We start from the raw sequence: 20023 nt of genomic DNA on the forward strand, positions 1-20023 counted from the left end.
GGGCCGGCCGCCTCACTCGGACAGCGCGGCCTTCCACCCCCAGGACTCGCGCCGCGCCAGGCCCGGCAGTTCGCCGCGCCCGGTGCACCACAGCAGCACCCGCACCGGGTCGCCGGCCGGCGCGTCCGGGAACAGCCGGGCCAGCACGGCGGCGTACAGCTCGGGCGGCGGCGTCCGGACGAGGCCGAGGCCGGCGGCGATGTCGTGGGTGTGCAGCAGGATCTCGGCGACGCCCATCGCGGCGAAGCCGGTGGGGTCGGCCGGCCCCCAGTGCCAGGCCCGCAGCGCGGGGTCGGCGGCGGCCAGCGCGAGCGCCAGCAGCTCGCCGCAGGCCAGCGCGATCTGCAGGGTGGTGGCGGGGTCGGTGCCCGGGCGGACCGTCAGGTCGAAGGGCAGGTAGCGGTCGGCGGGCCGGGCCGCCAGCTGGCCGGCGTAGGCGAGCAGGTCATGGCCGATGTGCGCCAGGGTCTCCTGGCACGACCACTCCAGCCCGCCGGCCGGGACGCTCCAGTCGGCGTCCAGGTGCGGGGCGAGGGTGAGTTGCAGCTCCGCGAGGGCGGCGCGCACGTCCTGATGGTCCATCAGGTCATCCTCGCACCCGCACCGCGTACGGCCTACAGGTAGGGGCGGGTGATCAGCTCCACCCCGTGGCCCGCCGGGTCGAGCACGTACACGCCGCGCCCGCCGTGCTCGGTGTTGGTCTCGCCGAGGCGCTGCATCTGCGGGTCGGCCCAGTGCGGGATATCGCGCTCGACGAGCAGCGCGTAGGCGCGGTCGAAGTGGTCGTCGTCCACCAGGAAGGCGTAGTGGTGGCGCTGGATCTCCACCGGCGGCTCGGCAAACTGCAGCAGCACGCCGTCGGCCAGCGTCAGGTTGGTGAACGGCCCCCAGGACGGCGCCTGTTCGGCCTCCAGCAGCTCCAGGTAGAAGCGTGCCGAGGCCTCGCGGTCCGTGGCGGGGATGATGGTGTGGTTGAAAGCGGCAGGCATGACGGGATGAACCTCGTTCCGGGTAGGGGGTGTTGACGAGCCTGGTCGAGCCGGGAGTGCTGCTCCCGGGACCGGGCGGTCCCCTGACCGGCGGGCAACCCGCGGGCACCCGGGGCGGCCTCAGCCGCCCACCGGGTCGCCGATCCGTGCGTGGCCCAAGGCCGTTCCGGTGTTCACCCGCTCACCGTACGCAGCGCCCCGCCCCACCCGCAACGGGTTTTCCGCCTCCCCCGGAAAACCGCGGGTGCCCGGCCGCCCCTCGGCCGTACCCTCGCCCGCATGGCAGACGAGTGCTTCACCGACCCCCGACTGGCCGCCCTGTACGACGGGTTGGACCCGGACCGCTCCGACCTGCTCCCCTACCTCGACCTGGCGGCGGAGCTCGGCGCGCGCAGCGTGCTCGACCTCGGCTGCGGCACCGGCGTGCTGGCGCTCCTGCTCGCCGCGCGCGGCGTCGCGGTGACGGGGGTGGACCCGGCGGCGGCCTCCGTCGACATCGCCCGCGCCAAACCCGGCGGCGAGGGCATCCACTGGATCTGCGGCGACGCCACCGCCCTGCCGCCGCTGCGGGTCGACCTGGTCACCATGACCGCCAACGCCGCCCAGGAGATCACCGAACCCGCGCACTGGCTCGCCACCCTGCGCGGCGTCCACGGCGCGCTGCGCCCCGGCGGCCACCTGGTGTTCGAGACCCGCGACCCGGCCCGCCGCGCCTGGGAGGGCTGGACCCGCGCGACCACCCGGCAGGTCGCCGACTTCCCGGACGCCGGCCGGGTCGAGGCCTGGGTCGAACTGCTCGACGCCACCGGCCCGTTGGTGACGTACCGTTCGCACTACGTGTTCGCCGCGACCGGCGAGCACCTCACCGCCGACTCCACCCTGCGTTTCCGCGAGCGCGCCGAGGTGGCCGACGACCTGCGCACGGCCGGCTTCGACCTCCGCGAGGTCCGTGACGCGCCCGACCGCCCGGGCCGCGAGTTCGTCTTCCTGGCCCGCCGCCCCTGACCGCCCGTCAGCCCGGCCAGGGGGCCTCCAGCACCGGCACGCACGGCGCACCCCGGCCACCGCGCCGAACGGCCCGCCAGCCTCCCGCGCCTGCTCCTCGATCCCCGCCACCAGCCGCTCCAGGCGCGCCCGTTCGACCGCGACGTCCTCCTCGTCCTGCGCTCCGGCGCTCTCCCGGATCGTCACCCGGCCGTGGTACTCGAACATGCCCGGCAGGCTGCCGGCCGCTCCCCCGCCCGGTTCCTCCGCGAACCGTCCGTTCGGACAGGCGACTCGCGGGGAACGACCGAAGGCATGACGATCCCTCACCACTCCGTCGGCACCGGCGACCACCACGTCCTGGTCCTCCACGACTGGTTCGGCACCAGCGCCGGCTGGGGCCCCTTCCTGGACTACCTCGACGGCGACGCCTTCCGCTACGCCTTCCTCGACTACCGCGGCTACGGGCAGCGCAAGGACGTCCCTGGCGCGTACACCCTCGCCGAGATCGCCGCCGACGCACTCGCCCTCGCCGACCAACTCGGTTGGGAGCGCTTCTCCCTGGTCGGCCACTCCATGGGCGGCAAGGCGGCCCAGCAGGTCCTCGCCGACGCCCCGCAGCGAGTGCGCAAGCTGGTCGGCCTGGCGCCCGTGCCCGCCGGGGCGTACCCGCTGGACGAGGCGGGCGAGGCGCTGTTCTACGGGGCCGCCGAGGACCGCGACAAGCGGCTGGCGATCCTCGACCTGGTCACCGGCCGACGCGCCGGCCGGGTCTGGCTGGACCGCATGGTCGACCAGTCGCTCCGGCTGTCCGACCCGAAGGCCTTCGACGGCTACGTCCACGACTGGGCGACGGCCGACCTGGCCGACCGCGTCACCGGCAACCCCGTCCCGGTCAAGGTGATCGTCGGCGAGCACGACCTCGCCCTGACCGCCGACGTGATGCGCGGCACCTTCCTCGCCCACTACCCCAACGCCGAACTCGAGGAGCTGGCCGGCAGCGGCCACTACCCGATGTACGAGGCCCCGGTGGCCCTCGCCGCGTCCCTGGAGGCCTTCCTCCGGCGCTGACCCCGCCGATCCGACCCGCCGTCAGGACAGGTCCACGCCCGCCGCGCGCAGCTTCTGCTGGATCAGCGCGGTGAGCCTGGCCCAGCCGGGCCGCTCGTCCTCCCCGTGGTGGGTGAGCAGGTCCCGGCGGGTGCCCGCGTCGGCCGTCCCCCGCAGGCCCGCCAGGGTCGGCAGCAGGGACGGGTCCTCGGCGAAGTGCCGCGCCACCTCCTCCGCGAGCTCCTCGATCCGCGGGTCGTCGGCGTCCCAACGGCCCGCGCTCCAGGTGAGTCCGATCAGCGCGACATGCCGGGGATCGGCCAGGCCGTGCTCGATCTGCGCGAGGTAGTCGTCGAAGCCCGCCGGCATCAGCGCCCGGACCAGGACGAGTCCTTCGCGGGCGGTGGCGACGTCCTCGGTGGGGAAGCCGAGGCCGGGCATCCGGTCGAGGATCGCGCAGGCCCGGTCGGGCAGCAGGACCCGGTCGCCGGTGGCGAGGCGGCGCAACGTGGCGCGGCGGGCGGCCAGTTCCTCGATCCGCCGGGTGAGGTCCGCCTCGACCCGGTCGAGCGCGCTGCCGAAGTCGTCGCCCTCGGCGGCCAGGATCGCACCGATCCCGGCGAGCGGGACGCCCGCCTGGGCGAGGGTGCGGACCTGGACCAGGCGGAGCAGCTCGGCAGTGCCGTAGCGGCGGTAGCCGGAGCTGTCGCGGCGGGGTTCCTCGACCAGGCCGCTGCGGTGGTAGACCCGGATGGTCTTCACCGTGATGCCGGCGAACGCGGCGGCCTGGCCGATGGTGATCCCGTCCGACATCCGGTCTGTCATTTCGTCGGAGAACCTCACCGCACGGTGTCCTGGCAGAGCTCGCGGACGGTGGCGGCGACGGCCCGGAAGTCCTTGCGCAGGACGGTGGTGTGCTTGCTCGCGACGGTGGCGCCGACCCGGACGTTCGGGTTCCGGGCGAGGATCGGGTCCAGGGTGGCGCGCATCGCGGTGAGGCCCTCCTCGGTGCCGCCGAGGCTGGCGCCGGTGGCGACCACGAACCGCATCGGGAAGGTGACCAGGTCGAACAGCGGGTCGCTGTCGGCCACGATCTCGTTCAGCTCGATGTTGATCTCGGCGTGCTCGGCGGCGGACATCCGCGCTGCCATGCCCAGCGGCCGCACCAGCGGCATGATCGGGCCGAACTTCCGGAACATCCCCCTGATCTGCTCGCGCCCCGCCTCCCGGCCGCCCTCTACGGTGGCCAGGTAGTCCCACGGATACCCGCCGTCGACCATCACCGCCCCCACGGCCCGCCCGGGATTGCGCGTCCCCCAGTGCAGCGCCAGCGCCGCCCCGTACGACCAGCCCACCAGCAGCGGCCGCCGCACCCCGGTCGCTTCCAGCACCGCGTCGATGTCGCGCAGGCACGCGGCGAACGAGTAGTCGCCGGACTGCCCCGACCGTCCCCGGGCCCGCTCGTCGAAGGTGATGTGCCGGTAGTAGCCGTCCCCGAGTTCGGCGATGACGCGCCGCCAGTTCCGCTGCGTCGCATAGGACCCGTTGAGGTAGACCACCGGCTGCCCGGGCCCGCCGCTGTCGGTGACGGCCAGAGCGGTGTCCTCCACCGGCACCAGGCCCGACCAGGCAGCGGCACGGCCGACGTTCGTGTTCGCGTTCTTCGTCATGCCGCCAGCCTGGAGCTTGACCCGAGGTCAAGGTCAAGCCCCACCGCGCGGGCCGGCCGCCGCCTCCCCGCGCCGACCTCGGCCTGCTCTCCGGCCCCGGCCAGGCTCCGCCCCCTGGCCCAGCTCGGTGCCCACTCCGCCCCGGGCCCGAACTCACCAACTGGCAACCGCCGGTGGCCGGTCGGCGAGGCGCTGCCAGGCCGCGTCCACCCGGGCCAGACGGTGCTGGGCGGCGATCCCGCACAGCCCGGCGATCTTGCCGTCACGCAGCGCGAGCACCACGACGCCCCGCACCCGGCCGCCGACCACGGCGACGAGCGCGGGAGCACCGTTGACCTCGGCGATGTGCAGGACGGGGGTGCCGCCGGCCAGGCGCCGTTTGGCGGGGGTGGGGCGGAACCCGGCCCGCACGTTGGCGGCGATCTGCTCGCGGGTGGTGAGCCGCAGCAGCCGCTTGGCCAGCCCGGCGCCGTCGGAGACCGCGGTGGCGTCGGCGGTGAGCATCGCCACCAGCTGGTCGACCCGTCCGGAGGTGGCGGCGGTCAGGAACTCCTCGACCACCCGGCGTGCGGAGGCCCGGTCCACCTCCGCGCCGCTGCGGTGTTCGGCGGCGACCCGCCGGCGGGCCCGGTGGACGTGCTGCTGGCTGGCGGATTCGCTGATGTCGAGCAGGCCGGCGATCTCGGCGTGCGGGTAGGAGAACGCCTCGCGCAGCACGTACGCGGCGCGTTCGACCGGCGCGAGCCGCTGCATCACCGTCAGCACGGCCAGCGACACCGATTCGCGCTGCTCGAAGGTCTCGGCGGGCCCGAGCAGCGGGTCGCCCGCCAGCAGCGGCTCGGGCAGCAGGTCGCCGGCCGCCCGCTCGTGCCGGGCGTGGGCCGAACGCAGCTGGTCCAGGCAGAGGTTGGCGACCACCTTGGTCAGCCACGCCTCCGGCACCTCGATCCGCGCCCGGTCCGCGCCCTGCCAGCGCAGGAACGCCTCCTGCACGGCGTCCTCGGCGTCGGCGGCCGAGCCGAGCAGCCGGTAGGCGAGCGAGGCCAGTCGGCTCCGGCTGGCCTCGAACCGGTCGATCGCTGCACTGTCCATGCCCTCAACCTACTCAACTGTTCACGCACGACTTCCGCCCGTGGCTTGCCGATCGGGGCCCGCCCGGCCCGGGATCAGGCGGCCCGACGGGCCGGCCGCACCGTCGGCGGGACGCTCGGCGCGGCCGTCGGCCGGTGCCTGCGCCGGGGCAGGCCGTACGTCGGGTGGGCGATGCTCCACAGCGAGCCCTTGAGCACGCCCGCCTTGAACCCGGCGGCGGTCCGGCCGCCCAGGTACCAGGACTTCGAGCGGACGCTGCCGTCCACCATCTGCACGATCGCGTCGCGCTGCCCGAGGCTGATGTGGTTGCCGTAGTACTTCAGTCCGGAGAGCGGCACGTCGCGGCCGGTCAGTCGGGCGATGATCGCGGCGGTCGCCTGGAGCCCGGTGAAGCCGGCCGAGGCGCAGGACATCGGCAGCGGGCGGCCGTTCTCGCCGATCGCGTGGACGCTGTCCCCGGCCGCGTACACCTCGGGGTGCGAGCGCGACCTCATGGTGCGGTCGACCACGATCCGGCCGTCGGCGGCGACCTCCAGCCCGCTCGCGGCCGCCAGCGGCGGCACGGCGAAACCGGCGGTCCACACCGTCACCTCGGCGGGGACGACGACACCTCCGGCGGCGAGCGCCCGTCCGGGCTCGACGGCCTCGATCGCGGTGTGCTCGTGGACGGTGATCCCGAACCGGGCGAAGGACGCGCGCAGGTGGCGGCGGGCCTTCGGGGAGAGCCACGCCCCGAGTTCGCCGCGGGCGGCGAGCGCCACCCGGAGATCGGGCCGGGCCTCGGCGATCTCGGTGGCGGTCTCGATCCCGGTCAGGCCCTCCCCGACCACCAACACGCTTGCCCCCGCGCCGAGTTCGGCCAGCCGCTCGCGCAGGCGCAGCGCCGACGGCAGACCGCTGACGTCGAACGCGTACTCGGCCACGCCGGGCACCTGGTGCCGGTCCACGCCGCTGCCGAGCGCGTACAGCAGCGTGTCATAGGCGAGTTCGGCGTCGCCGTCCTCGTCGGTGACGGCGACGCTGCGCCGTTCGAGGTCGAGCCCGGTGACGCGGGCCACCCGGACCTGGACGCCGGTGCCCGCGAACAGCTCGGCGAGCGGCCGGTGTGGGAGCCGGTGGCCGCTGGCGAGCTGGTGCATGCGCATCCGCTCGACGAAGTCGGGGGCGGCGTTGACGACGGTGATCCCGGTCTCGGCGGGCGACAGCCGGCGGGCCAGCCGGCCGGCGGCGAAGGCTCCGGCGTAACCGGCGCCGAGGACGACGATGCGGTGCCTCATCTCAGTGCTCCTGTCTGGTTCGCGTGCCCTCTGAACGGGACGGCGCGCCGATTGCTGACAGCAGCCGGATGTGAGCCGGGTCACTCCTCCCGGGCGACGGCCTCCGACCGTCGATCGGCCGTCGCGGCCCAACTGGCCAGCACGGACAGCGCGTCGGCGGCCGGGCCGCCCGGGGGCGCGCTGTAGACGACCACGCTCAGCCCGTTCTCGTCCGGCAGCCGCATGCTCTCGTGGTCGAGTTCCAGTTCGCCGACCACGGGATGCCGCAGCCGCTTCACGCCGCGCCGGAACACGTGCACGTCCCCGGCGCCCCAGAGCCTGCTGAACTCCGCGCTGCGGGTGGACAGTTCGCCGATCAGCCGGGTCAGCTCCGGGTCGAACGGGTTCTTGCCGGCCGCGACCCGCAGCCCGCCCACCGCGTCGCGCGCGACCTGCTCCCGGTCGGCGTAGAACCGGCGGGCGGCGGGGTCGAGGAAGACGAACCGCGCGGTGTTCGGGGAGCCCGTGGGATCGGCGAACATCGGCGCGAACAGGGCCCGCCCGAGCGGGTTGGCGGCCAGCGTGTCCAGGCGGTCGTTGGTCACAAAGGCCGGCAGGTCCGGCATCCCCTCGATGATCCGCCGCACACTCGCCCGCACCACCCGACCTTCCTCAACTCCCTTCCTCCTGAGCCGAGTTGTCGAGCCGGCGGCGCGAGCCAGGTCGTACAGGTGCATCCGCTCGGTGTCGTCCAGGCGCAGCGCCAGCGCGACGGCGTCCAGCACACTCTCCGACACGCCCTTGAGATTGCCGCGCTCCAGCCGGGTGTAGTACTCGACGCTGACCCCGGCCAGCATCGCCACCTCGCCGCGCCGCAGCCCCGCCACCCGTCGCAGGCCGTGCACCGGCAGACCCGCTTGCTCGGGGGTGATCCGATCGCGGCGGGAGCGCAGGAACGCGGCGGCTTCTTCGCGGTTGTCCATGCCCGCCAGCCTAGGCAGCCCGCGCCCCGGGTGAGGGTCCCTGCCAGTACCCCTCACGGCGCGGCCTCCCACCGCGTCGCCGCCCGGTGTTGCCTGGTCCGTGCCACCCTTCGACGCACCGGGAGAACCCATGGAATTCACCACCCTCAACAACGGCGTGCAGCTGCCGAGCATCGGTCTGGGCGTCTTCCGGATGACCGACGAAGAGGTCGCCCGGACCGTCCCCGCCGCCCTCGACGCCGGCTACCGGCTGATCGACACGGCCTCCCGCTACTACAACGAGAAGGCCGTCGGCGCGGCCCTGCGCGACCACGGCATCCCGCGCGAGGAGGTGTTCGTGACCACCAAGCTGTGGTTCAAGGACTACGGCTACCGGACGACCAAGCAGGCCTTCCAGGTCTCGCTCGACAACCTGGGCCTGGACTACCTCGACCTGTACCTGATGCACCAGCCCTTCAACGACTACTACGGGGCCTGGCGAGCCATGGAGGAGCTCCTCGACGAGGGACGCGTCCGGGCCATCGGCGTCTCCAACCTCCACCCCGACCGCTACCTCGACCTGGTCACCCACCACCGCGTCGTCCCGGCCGTCAACCAGCGCGAGGTCCACCCCTTCCACCAGCAGCACGAGACCAGGGCCCTGCAGGACACCCACGGCACCGTCCTCCAGGCCTGGGGCCCGCTCGCCCAGGGCAACCCCGACCTGTACTCCCACCCCGTCCTCCAGCACATCGCCGCCACCCACGGCCGGTCCGTCCCCCAGATCGTCCTCCGCTGGCTGCTCCAACGCGGCATCCCCCTCGTCGCCAAGAGCACCAACCCCGCCCGCCTGCGCCAGAACATCGCCGTCCACGACTTCCACCTCACCCCCGACGACATGCACGCCCTCACCCAACTCGACCGCCACCAACCCGGCCTGGGCTTCACCCACCAGGACCCCCGCATGCTGCAACTGCTCCTCAAATACGCATAACCCCACCCCCCGCGACCGGGAGCCTCCCTCCCCCGACGGCACCGCTCACAGGGCGAAGGGCCGGTACGCCAGGGCCTTTTCGACAATCTCCGCGGCCGTCGGCGAACCCCCCTCCGGCCAGAAGATCAAGTTGCTGACGTACCCGCCCGGACACCCGAGCCCCCTGGCCAGAGCCACCAGCGCACGGTCGACCTCTGCGTCATCGGCGTACTCCCCGTCCATGATCCGCTGCACCGTCGACACGGCGGCCTCACGATCCATCACCACTGCAGCCCGTCCCAACCCGCGTCGCGCCCGTCCGCCGTCCGCCGCTGGAGCCGGCAAAACGGTCTTCCCACCGAGAAGTTACCGGCGCCAGGGGCAGTCGCCATGGAAGCCCCGTCGGTGGGGTCTGACACACTCCCGTCCGTGCTGATCAAGGGATACAACCACGGCCCGCTGGTCGCCGGCGAACCGCTGCTTGAGCGCGCCGGGTTCTGGCCCAACCACCTGCTGGCCATGTGCCGGTTCACCCCGGACGAGGCCCGGCCGGAACCGGAGTGGTTCGGAGCCGACGGTGCGGACACCGACGCCCTCTCCGAGATTCTCCTCGACCACCGGGCCTGGCCGACCTTCCGCATCCCGTTCCAGGGCGGCCACAGTGCCGTCGTCGTCTACCGCAACCTCACCGGCGACCCCGGCATCGACTACCTCCTGACCCACCCGACCTGGCCCCGGGCAGAACCCCTCTCCAGCTTCAACGGCGACTGGTACGGCCCCGGCCTCTCCTGGCGCGACCTCGTCCACATCGCCGAAGCACCGGCCCCCACCACCCCCGGCATACACGACCCCGCCGCCCGACTCCTACTCCTCCTCCCCCTCCTCTCCGCCGACCACCTGCCCCCACAAGCAGCACCCCTCCTGAGCACCGCCCTCACCACCACCGGCACCCCCACCGACCTCGCCCCCACCGCATCCGCCCACCTCCTCCACAACCGACGCCCCTCCCCCCGCCACCCGAGCTCCACCAACTCCCCACTGAGCGGCGGCAGCCACCCCTCCCACCATTCGCCCACCCCATGGTCACCCAACCTCACCCACACCCAAGCCAACGCCCTCGCCAACGCCCTGCGAAGCAACCGGACTTGAGACGATCCGAATCCACCCATCGTCCGAAGCGGCCCGAACTGTCGGCTGAGCTCGGGCGTCAGGGCGAGATCGACAGCACGGTCATGTCCTAGATGCGGACGCCATCGTCCGGCAAACTCCCGCCTATACCCTCGGAGTTGGGCCACCATCCTCTCGACGGCGCACGTGCTCACGCCAGGGGCCGTCCCACCATCCAACGAACGGCGATGCTCGCCCGGTCCAAAGCCCAGAACCAGAACGAGCGGACGGGAGGCGACAGCGGCCTCGCTCCGGTTACGCCGGAGAGGTCGGCTTGGGCCGCAGGTGCCGGCCCCAGATCTGGGCCCTGCGATACGGACCGCTGCCGCTGCTGTCGTACTGCGGTTCGTCGAAGACGACCCAGTACGACAACTCGCCGACCTGCGCACGGGGGTTCTCGACCGACTCCGGTGCCCCAAGGTCGTCCACGGTGCCCAGGAACTCGACCTGCCACGGCCCGTCCCACGCCGGGTCGCGGATCACCGTTACCCGACTGCCGGGCGCCAGTGCGTCCGCCGGCCAGGCCTGGTGCAGGGGACGGCACAGGATGCGCTCGACAGCTTTCCGGTCTCGTGCCTTCGCCGAGTCGGACGACGGGTCAACAGCCATGGACCCAGCCTCCCCGTCCGGACCCCCAGTAGCCACAGGTTAAAGATCAAGCCAAGCGTGCCGTTCATCTCGATTTGACCTGATTTCCTGTCACCTGATGGTGTGGAGAGGAACGGAGTCCGCCCTTCCAGGGGCGGTGTTCTGCTGGGGTGGTGGCGTGAGCGAACCCAAGCCCTGTCCACCCGACTTGGCACACGAGCAGTTACTGCTGGTCAGACCGGTACTACCGGCAGGCGGCCCTCAAGGCACCGGCCGCCAGCGGGCCCACCTCCCGCTCGGCCTGCCCCCGAAGAGCACGCCGAACCACTGCTTCGCCGCCCGGCGCAACGACGGGACCGACCACGTCATCCCCGAACCGTCCCCCCGCCCGGCCCGCCATCCGCACGACCCAACCCTGACGGTCCTGGACCCCGCCTCCACGGCCTTCCGCCCCAGCGGCACGAACACCCCCACCCGGCGCGACCCGAAAGCGGTGACGGCATGAACATCCAGCCCCTGCTCGACGTACTCGACCTCCAGGAGAAGGCCGCACACTACGTGGCCGACGAACTCCACGTGCAGATCGAGGACCTGCACGGCCGACTGCAGGAGACGCAGGTCCATCTCGAACACCTCGCGATCACCCGCAAGACCGTGCTCTCCCTCGCCGACCTCCTCCCGGACGGCCCGTCCTCGCCCGAACTGCCGGATCCCCCGGGGCGCCCGCGCATCCTCTCCGTCCTCAACGAGGCCACCGATCCCCTCCGTGCCCGTAACGGCCGCGAAGCCCTCGACCCCGAACTCCTGCCGAAGCGCGCCAAAAGCACCCGAGCCAAGCCGAAGCGCCTCGTCAAGCTCGACACCCCCGCCGAGACCGACACCGGCAGCGTCCCCACGAAGCAGTAGCCCACCGAACGCGCCCGCCGACCGAACGCCCCCGCCGACGGCCCCGCTTCGGTCTCTCCCCGAATCCGAAAGGGCCGGGACCTGTCCGAGGCCGAGGCGGAACACTCCGCACCGGCCCCGAACGGGGGGTGCACCTGCACCCTCAGTGCCCGGCGTGGTGGACGAACACATAGGTCTCGCGGTCGAGTTCGCTCACCTCCACGCAGAACGCGGCCGGCACCCGAACGTGCGAGCGCAGCAGATCGGTGACCCGGGCCGACAGCTCACCGCGCGCCTCGGCGCTGCGCCCGGCCAGAATCTTGATCTCGACGAGGACGACCGCCTCACCCGTCGAACCGTCCCCGACCAGGTGGCCGGCGGCCGGTCGCACCAGGGTCTTGCAGTCGGCGGTGGCCGTGTCGATCACCTCGGGGATCAACTGGTGCACCTCCTTGGCGAAGGCGGTGGCGTCGAAGTCGAGACCGGGCGAGTGGTCGATCAGGATCTGCGGCATGGCGGGGAGTCCTCCTGGAACTGCGGCGGCCCCGGGACCTTCCCGAGGCAGAGTGGCGTCCGTGATCGAAAACATAGCCCCGCGATGTCGCCGTCGGCAGGCATACTGGCGCAATGTCCGACCATCGCCCGCCCGATGCCGTCGAGCCGCCGGACCCGTTCGAAGGTCTGGTCCTGGACGAGGAATTCATCCGCTCCGCCACCGTGAGCGAGCCGTCTGCGCGGGCCCGGATGCTGGCCGAGCGCTGGCGCCACGAACCGCCGGTCGATCCGGGCGGCCGCCGCTGGACGCCCGACGGCCCCGGCCCGTCCCGGCGCGGGCACCGGTCTGCCGGTCGGTTCCGCCACCGCTTCCGTCGCCCGGACGACGGAACCCAACCCCTGTACCGCAGGACCCGTTTCGGGCGGCTGAGCCGGTTCCGCCTGCTCAGTCGGGGCGAGCAGTGGACGGTGGCGCTCGGACTGCTGATCGTCCTGCTGGTGGTCGGCGGCGTGCTGCTGGTGCCGCAGCGCGCCCACACTCCGCAACTGGGCCGCCCCACCGGTGACCTGGGCCGGCCCTCGCCGTCGGTGGACCGCGCGCTGCCCGGCGGCGGCGTGTTCACCGGCAGCCGGTGCGGGACGCACGGCTACCACCGCTTCCCGACCGCGCCGGTCTCGCTCAGCGTCGACGGGTCGTCAGGACCGGCGCTGCTGCTCGCCGCCCACGGCTACCGGAGCCTCGACGCGGGCCGCCCCGGCGAGTTCACCTTCGACCTGCGGCTCGGTTCGGGCTCCACGACGCCGATGGTGCTGTCGGCGCCGCTCGGCACGGACGGTGTGGCAGTGGAGATCGAAGGGCCGGACGGATTGGTGGCCGGCGCCTACGGGCTGCCCGCGACGGTTGAGGGCGCAGCGCACACCGCCGATGGGCGGGGCTGGCTGGTGGCCGCCCACGGGGCGGTCGCGCACGTCGTCCTGCCGGCGGCGGCCCTCTGCCCGGGCGTGGACGGGCAGGCTCTCGCGGCCGGACTGGTGCCCCGCACCGACGACGGCAGCACCGTCACCGGCCCCGCGCCGTTCACCGTCACGGTCTCGGTGGCGGACCCGGAGGTGGCCGAACTGCGGCGCGCCGGCGGGACGCGGCCGCAGGGCGAGGTACTGGCGGCCACCAACCAAGTCCCGGCGCACGCGACCAGACCGGTCTGAGCTCCTCACTGGCCGCTTTCCGGAACCAGTCCCTCCCACTCCGAACGCACCGGGGGTTGGCAGCCGGGCGGCGGTGGGGATAACCCCACCTCGAAGCCTCCTGTCCCCTTCATGGTGAGTGACGTGCGGTTTTCCTAGCGTTGGCGATGCCCCGAAAGCGAGGACCACCGGGGCGTCACCTCCGAGGAAGGCCTCATCATGTCGCCCCGCCTGCGCCGCTCCCAGCCCGGCCGGCCTGCCCACTCCCCCGACTTCGACGCTGCCGCGGCGCCCGCCTACGCCCCTGGGCACGCGCCGCAGCCCGGACGGCCGCCGAGCGGGCTGCCGCCGATCGGACAGCCGGCGTTCGGGCACCCACCGGTCGGACAAGCCGGTTTCGGGCAGCCGGTCGGACAGCCGGCAGTCGAACTGCGCGGGGTTCGTCGGACTTACGGTCGCGGCACAGACGCGGTGCACGCCCTCGGCGGCATCGATCTGGCGCTGGGCGCGGGCACCTTCACCGCCGTGATGGGCCCGTCCGGCTCCGGCAAGAGCACCTTCCTGCAGTGCGCCGCCGGCCTCGACCGGCCCGACGCGGGGCAGGTGCTGCTGTCGGGCCAGCCGATCAGCTCGCTCGGCGAGGAGGCGTTGACCAAGCTCAGGCGCAGCCGGATCGGCTTCGTCTTCCAGGCGTTCAACCTGCTGCCCTCGCTGACGGTCCTCCAGAACGTACTGCTTCCGCAGCGGCTGGCGGGCGACCGGCAGGACAAGGCGCGGGCCCACGAACTGCTCGCCCGGGTCGGTGTGCGTGAGCTCGCCGCCCGCCGCCCGGCTCAGCTCTCCGGTGGCCAGCAGCAGCGCGTCGCCCTGGCCCGTGCCCTGATCACCCGGCCCGATGTGATCTTCGCCGACGAGCCCACCGGCGCGCTCGACACGCGTACTGCGCAGGAGGTCCTCGGTCTGCTGCGCGATGCGGTGGACGGCCTGGGCGCCACGGTGGTGATGGTGACGCACGATCCGGTCGCCGCCTCGTTCGCCGACCGGGCGGTCTTCCTGGCCGGCGGCCTGCTGGCGGGCGAACTCCACCACCCGGACCCGCGCAGCGTCTCCGACCACATGCTCACCCTCGCCGCCCGCCCCGCCGGAGCCCCCGTATGAGGCCCGACCAGAGCGGTCGGTGCGCCCCGGCCCTCCCGCACTCCGCCCGGCGCCCCCGCCCGGAGCAGACCGACCGACCACCGCGCAGCCCCGCGCCGCCGTCCCGCTCCGCCTCCGCCGTCTCACCGTTCCGCTCCAGGAGTTGACCGCATGACCAACGGACTGGCCCGTGCCGCCGTTCGCTTCCGGCCCGCGTCGTTCGCCGGCACCTTCCTGGCGCTGCTGTTCGCCTCGGCGATCGTGACGGCGTGCGGCGTGCTGCTGCAGACCGGGCTGACCGCGACCGTCCAGCCCGACCGGTACGCGGATGCACCGATCGTGGTGACCGCCGACCAGCAGGTGAAGATCACGGTCGTTCACGGCAAGGATCCCGACACCATCGCCCGGACGCTGCCCGAACGGGCCCGGCTGGACGCCTCGTTGGCAGCCGCGGTGGCCGCCGTGCCGGGCGTCGAGCAGGCCCGGCCGGATTCGGCGTTCCCGGTGTCGGCCGGCCCGTCCGGCCTGCCGGCGCTCACCGGTCGCGGCTGGGCCGCCCTGGGTATCGCCCCCGGTGAGCGGCTCACCGAGGGCCGTGCCCCGGCCGACGGCGAACTGGTCCTGGACGCCGCCAGTGCCCGCGCCGCCCACCTCTCCCCCGGCGCGACCCTTGCTGTCGAGACGCCCGCCGGCACCGCCTCCTACCGGATCTCCGGTCTCGCCGAGGCGCAGCCCGGCCGGGCCACCGCCTGGTTCTCGGACGCCACCGCCGACCGGATCTCCGGCCACCCGGGCCGGATCGACGCCGTGGCTGTCCGCCCCGCGCCGGGCACCGAGCCGAAGGCGCTCGCCGGCGCCGTGCGCCAGGCGCTGGACGGCAAGGCGCAGGTGACGACGGGTGAGCGGCGCGGCGAGGTGGAGCAGCCGGCGCTGCTGGAGGCGAGGGAGGTGCTGGCGGGGATCGGCGGTTCCTTCGGCGGCACGGCCACCACGGTCGCCGTGTTCGTGCTGGCCGGCACCATCGCGCTGGCCACCGGCCAGCGGGCGCGCGAGTTCGCGCTGCTGCGGACCATCGGGGCGACGCCGCGGCAGATCCACCGTTCGATCGCCGCCGAGGCGGCGTTGATCGCCCCGGTCGCCGCCGCGATCGGCGTCCTGCCCGGGCTGGCGCTGGCTCGCTGGTGGTTCGGTGAACTGGTCGACCGCGGCGCGGTGCCGGCCGGGGTGTCGCTCGACGTGGGCCCGCTGCCGCTGGTCGTCTCGGTCGCCCTCTGCACGGTGACGGCGCTGGTGGCCGGTCTGGTCGCGGCCCGGCACAGCGCCCGGATGCGGCCGACCCAGGCGCTCGGCGAGGCCGAGACCGGGCCTGCTGCCCCGCACGCGGTGCGGGCGGTGTTCGGTGCGCTGTTCGCAGTCGGCGCGGTGGCGCTGGCGGTGGCCGCTGCCAACCTGGCGGGCGAGACGGCCGCCAACCTCGCGCTGGGTGTGGTGCTGTGCTTCCTGGTCGCGGTCGGCCTGGTCGGCCCGTGGCTGGTGCGCGGCGCGGTCGGGCTGGTGGGAGTGCTGATGCGTGCGGCGGGGGCGTCGGCCTCGCTGGCCGCCGACAACGCCCGTGCCGCGTCGCGGCGGTTGGCGTCGGCGACCGTCCCGATCGTGATGGTGATCGCCTTCTGCGGGACGCTGGTGTTCCTGCAGTCCAGCCTCGACCATGCCGCCTCGGTGCAGGTCCGCGAGGGGCTCAAGGCGGATCGGGTGGTGACCGCCGCCGCCGCTCCCGGTCTGACCTCCGACACGGTGGGACGCGCGGGCCGCCTGCCCGGTGTGGACGCCGCGGTCGGCCTGCTGCCCACCGGCCTGGTGCACTCGGCTTCCGGTGCCCTCTCCACGGCCACCGCGCAGGCGGTGGACGGCGACCCCGCCGCGCTGGGCAAGGTGCTGGATCTTGACGTGACGTCCGGCGCGCTGGCCGACCTGTCCCGTTCCCCCGACACCGTCGCCCTGGACGGCTTTCTCGCCGAGAGCCTGCACGTGAAGGTCGGTCAGCGGACGGCGTTCTGGCTCGGTGACGGCACCCGGGTCGAGCCGACGGTGGTCGCGATCTACGGCCGGGGGCTCGGCTTCGGGCAGGCCCTGCTGCCGAAGGAGGCGGTCGCCGCGCACACCGATTCGCCGTACGCGGCCCGGTTGTTGGTCGCGCAGGCGCCGGGCGCGGACGGCCCGGCCGTCGCGAAGGCGCTGGCCGGGCTCACCCCGGCGGGCCTGTCGGTGGCCGACCGTCAGGACTACGCGAAGCAGGACGATCAGGATCGCCGGTTGAACGGCTGGGCGAACAGCGTGATGGCGGGCGTGCTGGCCGGGTTCGCGGCGCTGACCGCCGCGAACACCCTGGTGATGACGGTGCTGGACCGTCGCCGCGAGATCGCCCTGCTGCGGCTGGCCGGCACCACCCGCCGCCAGGTCCGTTCGATGCTGCGCTGGGAGGCGCTGCTGATCGCCGCGATCGGTCTGGTGGCCGGCGCCGCGATCGCGTGGGCGACGCTCACCCCGATCACTCGCGCGCTGACCTCCGCTGCCCCGCACGTTCCGCTCACCTCCGCCCTTCCGCTCGGTGCCGCGACCGTGCTGCTCTGCCTGGCCGCCACCGCCGTCCCCGGACGCGCTCTGCTGCGCTCCCGCCCGACAACCGCGCTCTGACCCCGACCGGTTCGAGCCCGATCGGCACTTCCGCCCGCGTCCCGTGGCCGTCCCCTTCCGGGGGCGGCCCGGGCTGCTTCCTCCCATGTCCTGTGCGGCCGCGGTGAGTTCGGGAGTCTCCCTGGCGGTGGTGGGGCGTAGGTCGGCGGTGGGCGGGAACAGCCCGTCAAGGAGCCGGAAGACGGCGCTCACCGCCCTGAACTCCCGGTGGATCCGGTCGAGTTCGCCCGGGCGCGGCCGGCGGCCGGAGCGGGCTGCCGCCACGGCCTCGCACAGGGCGATCAGCGCCCAGGCCCGGACGGCATGGTCGAGGGCCGCACAGGGGCGGCCCCGGCTGTCGCCCATGGTCGTCCTGCGGTGGCTGCGTCCCGCACGGTCGGCCTCGCGGCGCAGTGCCTCCCGGCCGGAGAGGAACAGTCGTCTGCCGCCGGCCACGGCGTGTTCGATCCGCCGGGCCGCCCGGGCGATGTGCCGCCCGCCGAAGGTCCGGCCCAGCATGGAGTCGGCTTCCGCCGGTGCGGTGTGCGTCATGGATCCGTACCCCCTTCCGCTCCGGCGGCCTCGACGACCCTCCCTGGCCGTTCGATTTCGGCCTGCTCCGGATGTTCCGTAGCCTAGGGGCGGCCATCGGCCAAACCTGCTGGTAGAGGCCCCAAACCACCCGGCGGGGTGACGCGGTGGGCAGTTCTCCGCCCGCACAGGTGGTTCGGTCGCGTTCGAAATTGACGGTTCGCCGTCTCCGGGGCGCCGCGGCGGAGCCACCGACCGCGGCCGCGCTACCGGCCCCGGCCGAGCCCGGTCAGTCCCACCAGAAGGACCACTGGTCGGCGTCGACCAGGCCGGGGGCGTAGTCGGCGATCGTCCCGGCGCCCTGGAAAATGTTGTCGGGGCAGAACGCGAGGTGTTCGGCGGCGATCAGGAGCGCCCGATCGTCGTCCTCCGGCGGTGCGCCGACGCTCAGTTCGAGCTCCGCGAAGCCGACCTGGACCAGCCGGGTGCCGAAGCGGCGTTCCCAGTCGAGCAGCACGGCGGAGACCTTCGCGATGTCGCCCTCGTGGTTGACCGGCCCGGTCCAGCCGCAGGCGGTCAGCGCCTCGGCGCCGGTGGCGGCGGGCACCAGGCCGATCCGCAGGTGCTCGTTGTTGGCCAGCAGTTCGCGGGCCAGTGCGCGGGCGGCCCGGTCGGGGTCGCCGGGATGTTCGGTGGCGGGTGCCGTTCCGGGCCAGCCGTCGGTGAACGGGGCGATGCTCTCGGCGAGTTCGGCGGCCTCCTCCGGGTCCGCCTCGTCCTCCTGGTCGCCGTCGAGGGTGGTGGAGTGGGTCCAGCCGGTGCGCAGCAGCGCGGCGGGGTCGTACAGGTCCGGTTCTCCGGCGGCGCGCGGCTGGAGTTCGCCGGTCCCCCAGGGGCGGAACTTGGGGTCGTCGGCGGAGAGCGGGGCGAGCAGCAGCGGCCACAGCCCGCTGTCGGGGTGTGCGCGGTGGAGTTTCTCCCAGAGTCCGAGGGGTGCCGGTCCGTCGCTCATCCAGAGCACGGGGGCGGCGTTCTCGTCGTTGTCGTCCGGCGTCACCAGGTGTCCGGCGGGCAGCAGGGCGGCGACGGCGGCCAGCTCGGCGTGGGGTCGGAGGCGGCGCAGATCATGGAGGGCGTCGGTCATGTCGCCACGCTAACGACGCCCTCCGACAGGCCGCTCTTCCTACTGTCCGGTAGTCAACCGCCGCTCCCCGCGCGCCCGTTCGCGGACCTGCGGAAGTGGACGCGGGGCCCCTGAGGTGATTACGGTCTCGCATCAAACTCATTGTCGGATGATCACGCGACCGCGCGCATCCGACCGGAGCAGAAAGCAGGAGCGCATGGCTTCCCATCGACGCCCGAAACAAGCGACCCGGGCCCGCGCCTACGTACTGACCGGTGCCGCCGCCACGGCGGTGGCGCTGTCGGCGCAGGTCGGCGCGCACGCGGCCCCGTCCCAGCCGAACAAGAACGAGGTGAAGGCGCAGGTCGACAAGCTGCTGGAGGAGCAGGAGCAGGCGGCCGAGAAGTACAACGGCGCCAAGGAGAAGGCCGACCAGCTGCGCAAGCGGGCCGACCAGCTGCAGGACCAGCTGGCACGCGGCCGGGAGCAGTTGACCGAGCTGACGTCCGGGCTGGCAGCCGTGGCGGCCGAGCAGTACCGCCAGGGCGGCATCGACCCGTCGGTGCGTCTGATGCTGTCGTCCGATCCGGACCGGTACCTGGCCCAGGCGTCCTCGTTCGACCAGGCCGCCGGCACCCAGGCCGGGGCGCTGCGGGCGCTGGAGGCCCAGCAGCGCCGGCTGGACCAGCAGCGGCAGGAGGCGGCGGCGGTGCTGGCCGAGCTGGACGACCAGACCCGCACGCTCGACTCCGCCAAGGGCACCGCGCAGTCCAGGCTTCAGGAGGCGCAGCGCCTGCTGGCCACGCTGTCCGCCGCGGACCGCGCCGCGATCGTGCGGGGCACCGACGGGGCCGCCTCGCGCGGTGCCTCCCGGGTCGAGCCGGGGAGCCTGCCGCAGGCCAGCGGCGCGGCCAAGGTCGCGGTGGAGGCCGCGCTCAGCAAGCAGGGCGCGGACTACATCTGGGCCGCGGCCGGACCGAACGTCTTCGACTGTTCGGGCCTGATGGTGTGGGCCTACGCGCAGGCCGGCATCGCGCTGCCGCGCACCTCGCAGGCACAGGCCACGGTCGGCACCAACGTCGGCACGGACTGGCACAACGCCCAGCCCGGCGACCTGGTGATCTACAAGTCCGACCGGAGCCACGTCGCCATGTACATCGGCAACGGCCAGGTGGTGCACGCGCCGAAGGCCGGTGACGTGGTGAAGGTGATGAAGGTGGACGCGATCACGATCAACGTCATCCGCCGGGTCTGACGGACCGG

The 20023-nt window shown here is 73.6% G+C and carries 20 protein-coding genes; 9 read left to right on the forward strand and 11 right to left on the reverse strand.

Features of this window, described 5'->3' with window-relative positions; all coding sequences use genetic code 11:
• Positions 1-12: 12 nt before the first annotated feature.
• Positions 13-582, reverse strand: a complete 570-nt coding sequence (locus ACWEMJ_RS11345; protein WP_452136758.1) for a maleylpyruvate isomerase N-terminal domain-containing protein — start codon at positions 580-582, stop codon at positions 13-15.
• 32 nt (positions 583-614) lie between these two features.
• On the reverse strand, positions 615-989 hold the full coding sequence (locus ACWEMJ_RS11350; protein ID WP_452136759.1) for a VOC family protein: 375 nt from the start codon (positions 987-989) through the stop codon (positions 615-617).
• Between the two features lie 279 nt (positions 990-1268).
• Between ACWEMJ_RS11350 and ACWEMJ_RS11355 the strand changes: the two genes are divergently transcribed.
• Together ACWEMJ_RS11355 and ACWEMJ_RS11360 are read left to right on the forward strand one after the other, a co-directional pair.
• On the forward strand, positions 1269-1994 hold the full coding sequence (locus ACWEMJ_RS11355; RefSeq protein ID WP_452136760.1) for a class I SAM-dependent methyltransferase: 726 nt from the start codon (positions 1269-1271) through the stop codon (positions 1992-1994).
• Positions 1995-2288: 294 nt separating this feature from the next.
• Positions 2289-3044 (forward strand): alpha/beta fold hydrolase, encoded by a 756-nt coding sequence (locus tag ACWEMJ_RS11360; RefSeq protein WP_452136761.1) that lies wholly within the window; start codon positions 2289-2291, stop codon positions 3042-3044.
• A 21-nt stretch (positions 3045-3065) separates the two neighbouring features.
• Here the strand turns inward: ACWEMJ_RS11360 and ACWEMJ_RS11365 are convergent, their stop codons facing one another.
• From ACWEMJ_RS11365 to ACWEMJ_RS11385, 5 genes are all read right to left on the reverse strand, one after another.
• Positions 3066-3848 (reverse strand): MerR family transcriptional regulator, encoded by a 783-nt coding sequence (locus tag ACWEMJ_RS11365; RefSeq protein WP_452136762.1) that lies wholly within the window; start codon positions 3846-3848, stop codon positions 3066-3068.
• 14 nt (positions 3849-3862) lie between these two features.
• Positions 3863-4693, reverse strand: coding sequence for an alpha/beta fold hydrolase (locus ACWEMJ_RS11370; protein ID WP_452136763.1), 831 nt, complete (start codon positions 4691-4693; stop codon positions 3863-3865).
• Positions 4694-4846: 153 nt separating this feature from the next.
• The gene (locus tag ACWEMJ_RS11375; RefSeq protein ID WP_452136764.1) at positions 4847-5785 is read right to left on the reverse strand and encodes a sigma-70 family RNA polymerase sigma factor; all 939 of its coding nucleotides are present in this window, start codon (positions 5783-5785) and stop codon (positions 4847-4849) included.
• Positions 5786-5859: 74 nt separating this feature from the next.
• On the reverse strand, positions 5860-7062 hold the full coding sequence (locus ACWEMJ_RS11380; protein ID WP_452136765.1) for an NAD(P)/FAD-dependent oxidoreductase: 1203 nt from the start codon (positions 7060-7062) through the stop codon (positions 5860-5862).
• Between the two features lie 80 nt (positions 7063-7142).
• A complete protein-coding gene (locus tag ACWEMJ_RS11385; RefSeq protein ID WP_452136766.1) occupies positions 7143-8024 on the reverse strand; it encodes a helix-turn-helix transcriptional regulator in 882 nt (293 codons plus the stop codon).
• Between the two features lie 130 nt (positions 8025-8154).
• On the opposite strand from ACWEMJ_RS11385, the gene ACWEMJ_RS11390 reads away from it, so the two are divergent.
• Positions 8155-8997, forward strand: a complete 843-nt coding sequence (locus ACWEMJ_RS11390; protein ID WP_452136767.1) for an aldo/keto reductase — start codon at positions 8155-8157, stop codon at positions 8995-8997.
• A gap of 45 nt (positions 8998-9042) precedes the next feature.
• Here ACWEMJ_RS11390 and ACWEMJ_RS11395 read toward each other — a convergent pair whose 3' ends face one another.
• Positions 9043-9258, reverse strand: a complete 216-nt coding sequence (locus ACWEMJ_RS11395) for an e9imm peptide (RefSeq protein WP_452136809.1) — start codon at positions 9256-9258, stop codon at positions 9043-9045.
• A 147-nt stretch (positions 9259-9405) separates the two neighbouring features.
• On the opposite strand from ACWEMJ_RS11395, the gene ACWEMJ_RS11400 reads away from it, so the two are divergent.
• Entirely contained in the window at positions 9406-10125 is a 720-nt protein-coding gene (locus tag ACWEMJ_RS11400; protein ID WP_452136768.1) for a hypothetical protein, read from the forward strand.
• Between the two features lie 273 nt (positions 10126-10398).
• Here the strand turns inward: ACWEMJ_RS11400 and ACWEMJ_RS11405 are convergent, their stop codons facing one another.
• On the reverse strand, positions 10399-10752 hold the full coding sequence (locus ACWEMJ_RS11405; RefSeq protein WP_452136769.1) for a ferrous iron transport protein A: 354 nt from the start codon (positions 10750-10752) through the stop codon (positions 10399-10401).
• Positions 10753-11232: 480 nt separating this feature from the next.
• Between ACWEMJ_RS11405 and ACWEMJ_RS11410 the strand changes: the two genes are divergently transcribed.
• Positions 11233-11637 (forward strand): hypothetical protein, encoded by a 405-nt coding sequence (locus ACWEMJ_RS11410; RefSeq protein WP_452136770.1) that lies wholly within the window; start codon positions 11233-11235, stop codon positions 11635-11637.
• Positions 11638-11779: 142 nt separating this feature from the next.
• On the opposite strand, the gene ACWEMJ_RS11415 is transcribed toward ACWEMJ_RS11410, so the two are convergent.
• Entirely contained in the window at positions 11780-12130 is a 351-nt protein-coding gene (locus tag ACWEMJ_RS11415; RefSeq protein ID WP_452136771.1) for a 5-carboxymethyl-2-hydroxymuconate Delta-isomerase, read from the reverse strand.
• A 113-nt stretch (positions 12131-12243) separates the two neighbouring features.
• On the opposite strand from ACWEMJ_RS11415, the gene ACWEMJ_RS11420 reads away from it, so the two are divergent.
• The 3 genes from ACWEMJ_RS11420 to ACWEMJ_RS11430 all read left to right on the forward strand — a co-directional run bounded on the left by ACWEMJ_RS11420 (position 12244) and on the right by ACWEMJ_RS11430 (position 17127).
• Positions 12244-13317: an SCO2583/SCO2584 N-terminal domain-containing protein gene (locus ACWEMJ_RS11420; RefSeq protein WP_452136772.1), complete on the forward strand. Its 1074-nt coding sequence runs from the start codon at positions 12244-12246 to the stop codon at positions 13315-13317.
• 198 nt (positions 13318-13515) lie between these two features.
• Entirely contained in the window at positions 13516-14454 is a 939-nt protein-coding gene (locus ACWEMJ_RS11425) for an ABC transporter ATP-binding protein (protein ID WP_452136773.1), read from the forward strand.
• A gap of 150 nt (positions 14455-14604) precedes the next feature.
• Entirely contained in the window at positions 14605-17127 is a 2523-nt protein-coding gene (locus tag ACWEMJ_RS11430) for an FtsX-like permease family protein (protein ID WP_452136774.1), read from the forward strand.
• 799 nt (positions 17128-17926) lie between these two features.
• Here the strand turns inward: ACWEMJ_RS11430 and ACWEMJ_RS11435 are convergent.
• On the reverse strand, positions 17927-18781 hold the full coding sequence (locus tag ACWEMJ_RS11435; protein WP_452136775.1) for a DUF4253 domain-containing protein: 855 nt from the start codon (positions 18779-18781) through the stop codon (positions 17927-17929).
• 196 nt (positions 18782-18977) lie between these two features.
• Between ACWEMJ_RS11435 and ACWEMJ_RS11440 the strand changes: the two genes are divergently transcribed.
• Positions 18978-20015, forward strand: coding sequence for an NlpC/P60 family protein (locus ACWEMJ_RS11440; RefSeq protein ID WP_452136776.1), 1038 nt, complete (start codon positions 18978-18980; stop codon positions 20013-20015).
• The last annotated feature ends 8 nt before the right edge of the window (positions 20016-20023 follow it).

It is taken from the genome of Kitasatospora sp. NPDC004531 (assembly GCF_053602195.1).

What these genes read in the sequence shown, in the direction of transcription:
- ACWEMJ_RS11345 (WP_452136758.1), bottom strand. Translation starts at nt 582, where the DNA reads ATGGACCATCAGGACGTGCGCGCCGCCCTCGCGGAGCTGCAACTCACC.
- ACWEMJ_RS11350 (WP_452136759.1), bottom strand. Translation starts at nt 989, where the DNA reads ATGCCTGCCGCTTTCAACCACACCATCATCCCCGCCACGGACCGCGAG.
- ACWEMJ_RS11355 (WP_452136760.1), top strand. Translation starts at nt 1,269, where the DNA reads ATGGCAGACGAGTGCTTCACCGACCCCCGACTGGCCGCCCTGTACGAC.
- ACWEMJ_RS11360 (WP_452136761.1), top strand. Translation starts at nt 2,289, where the DNA reads ATGACGATCCCTCACCACTCCGTCGGCACCGGCGACCACCACGTCCTG.
- ACWEMJ_RS11365 (WP_452136762.1), bottom strand. Translation starts at nt 3,848, where the DNA reads ATGACAGACCGGATGTCGGACGGGATCACCATCGGCCAGGCCGCCGCG.
- ACWEMJ_RS11370 (WP_452136763.1), bottom strand. Translation starts at nt 4,693, where the DNA reads ATGACGAAGAACGCGAACACGAACGTCGGCCGTGCCGCTGCCTGGTCG.
- ACWEMJ_RS11375 (WP_452136764.1), bottom strand. Translation starts at nt 5,785, where the DNA reads ATGGACAGTGCAGCGATCGACCGGTTCGAGGCCAGCCGGAGCCGACTG.
- ACWEMJ_RS11380 (WP_452136765.1), bottom strand. Translation starts at nt 7,062, where the DNA reads ATGAGGCACCGCATCGTCGTCCTCGGCGCCGGTTACGCCGGAGCCTTC.
- ACWEMJ_RS11385 (WP_452136766.1), bottom strand. Translation starts at nt 8,024, where the DNA reads ATGGACAACCGCGAAGAAGCCGCCGCGTTCCTGCGCTCCCGCCGCGAT.
- ACWEMJ_RS11390 (WP_452136767.1), top strand. Translation starts at nt 8,155, where the DNA reads ATGGAATTCACCACCCTCAACAACGGCGTGCAGCTGCCGAGCATCGGT.
- ACWEMJ_RS11395 (WP_452136809.1), bottom strand. Translation starts at nt 9,258, where the DNA reads ATGGATCGTGAGGCCGCCGTGTCGACGGTGCAGCGGATCATGGACGGG.
- ACWEMJ_RS11405 (WP_452136769.1), bottom strand. Translation starts at nt 10,752, where the DNA reads ATGGCTGTTGACCCGTCGTCCGACTCGGCGAAGGCACGAGACCGGAAA.
- ACWEMJ_RS11410 (WP_452136770.1), top strand. Translation starts at nt 11,233, where the DNA reads ATGAACATCCAGCCCCTGCTCGACGTACTCGACCTCCAGGAGAAGGCC.
- ACWEMJ_RS11415 (WP_452136771.1), bottom strand. Translation starts at nt 12,130, where the DNA reads ATGCCGCAGATCCTGATCGACCACTCGCCCGGTCTCGACTTCGACGCC.
- ACWEMJ_RS11420 (WP_452136772.1), top strand. Translation starts at nt 12,244, where the DNA reads ATGTCCGACCATCGCCCGCCCGATGCCGTCGAGCCGCCGGACCCGTTC.
- ACWEMJ_RS11425 (WP_452136773.1), top strand. Translation starts at nt 13,516, where the DNA reads ATGTCGCCCCGCCTGCGCCGCTCCCAGCCCGGCCGGCCTGCCCACTCC.
- ACWEMJ_RS11430 (WP_452136774.1), top strand. Translation starts at nt 14,605, where the DNA reads ATGACCAACGGACTGGCCCGTGCCGCCGTTCGCTTCCGGCCCGCGTCG.
- ACWEMJ_RS11435 (WP_452136775.1), bottom strand. Translation starts at nt 18,781, where the DNA reads ATGACCGACGCCCTCCATGATCTGCGCCGCCTCCGACCCCACGCCGAG.
- ACWEMJ_RS11440 (WP_452136776.1), top strand. Translation starts at nt 18,978, where the DNA reads ATGGCTTCCCATCGACGCCCGAAACAAGCGACCCGGGCCCGCGCCTAC.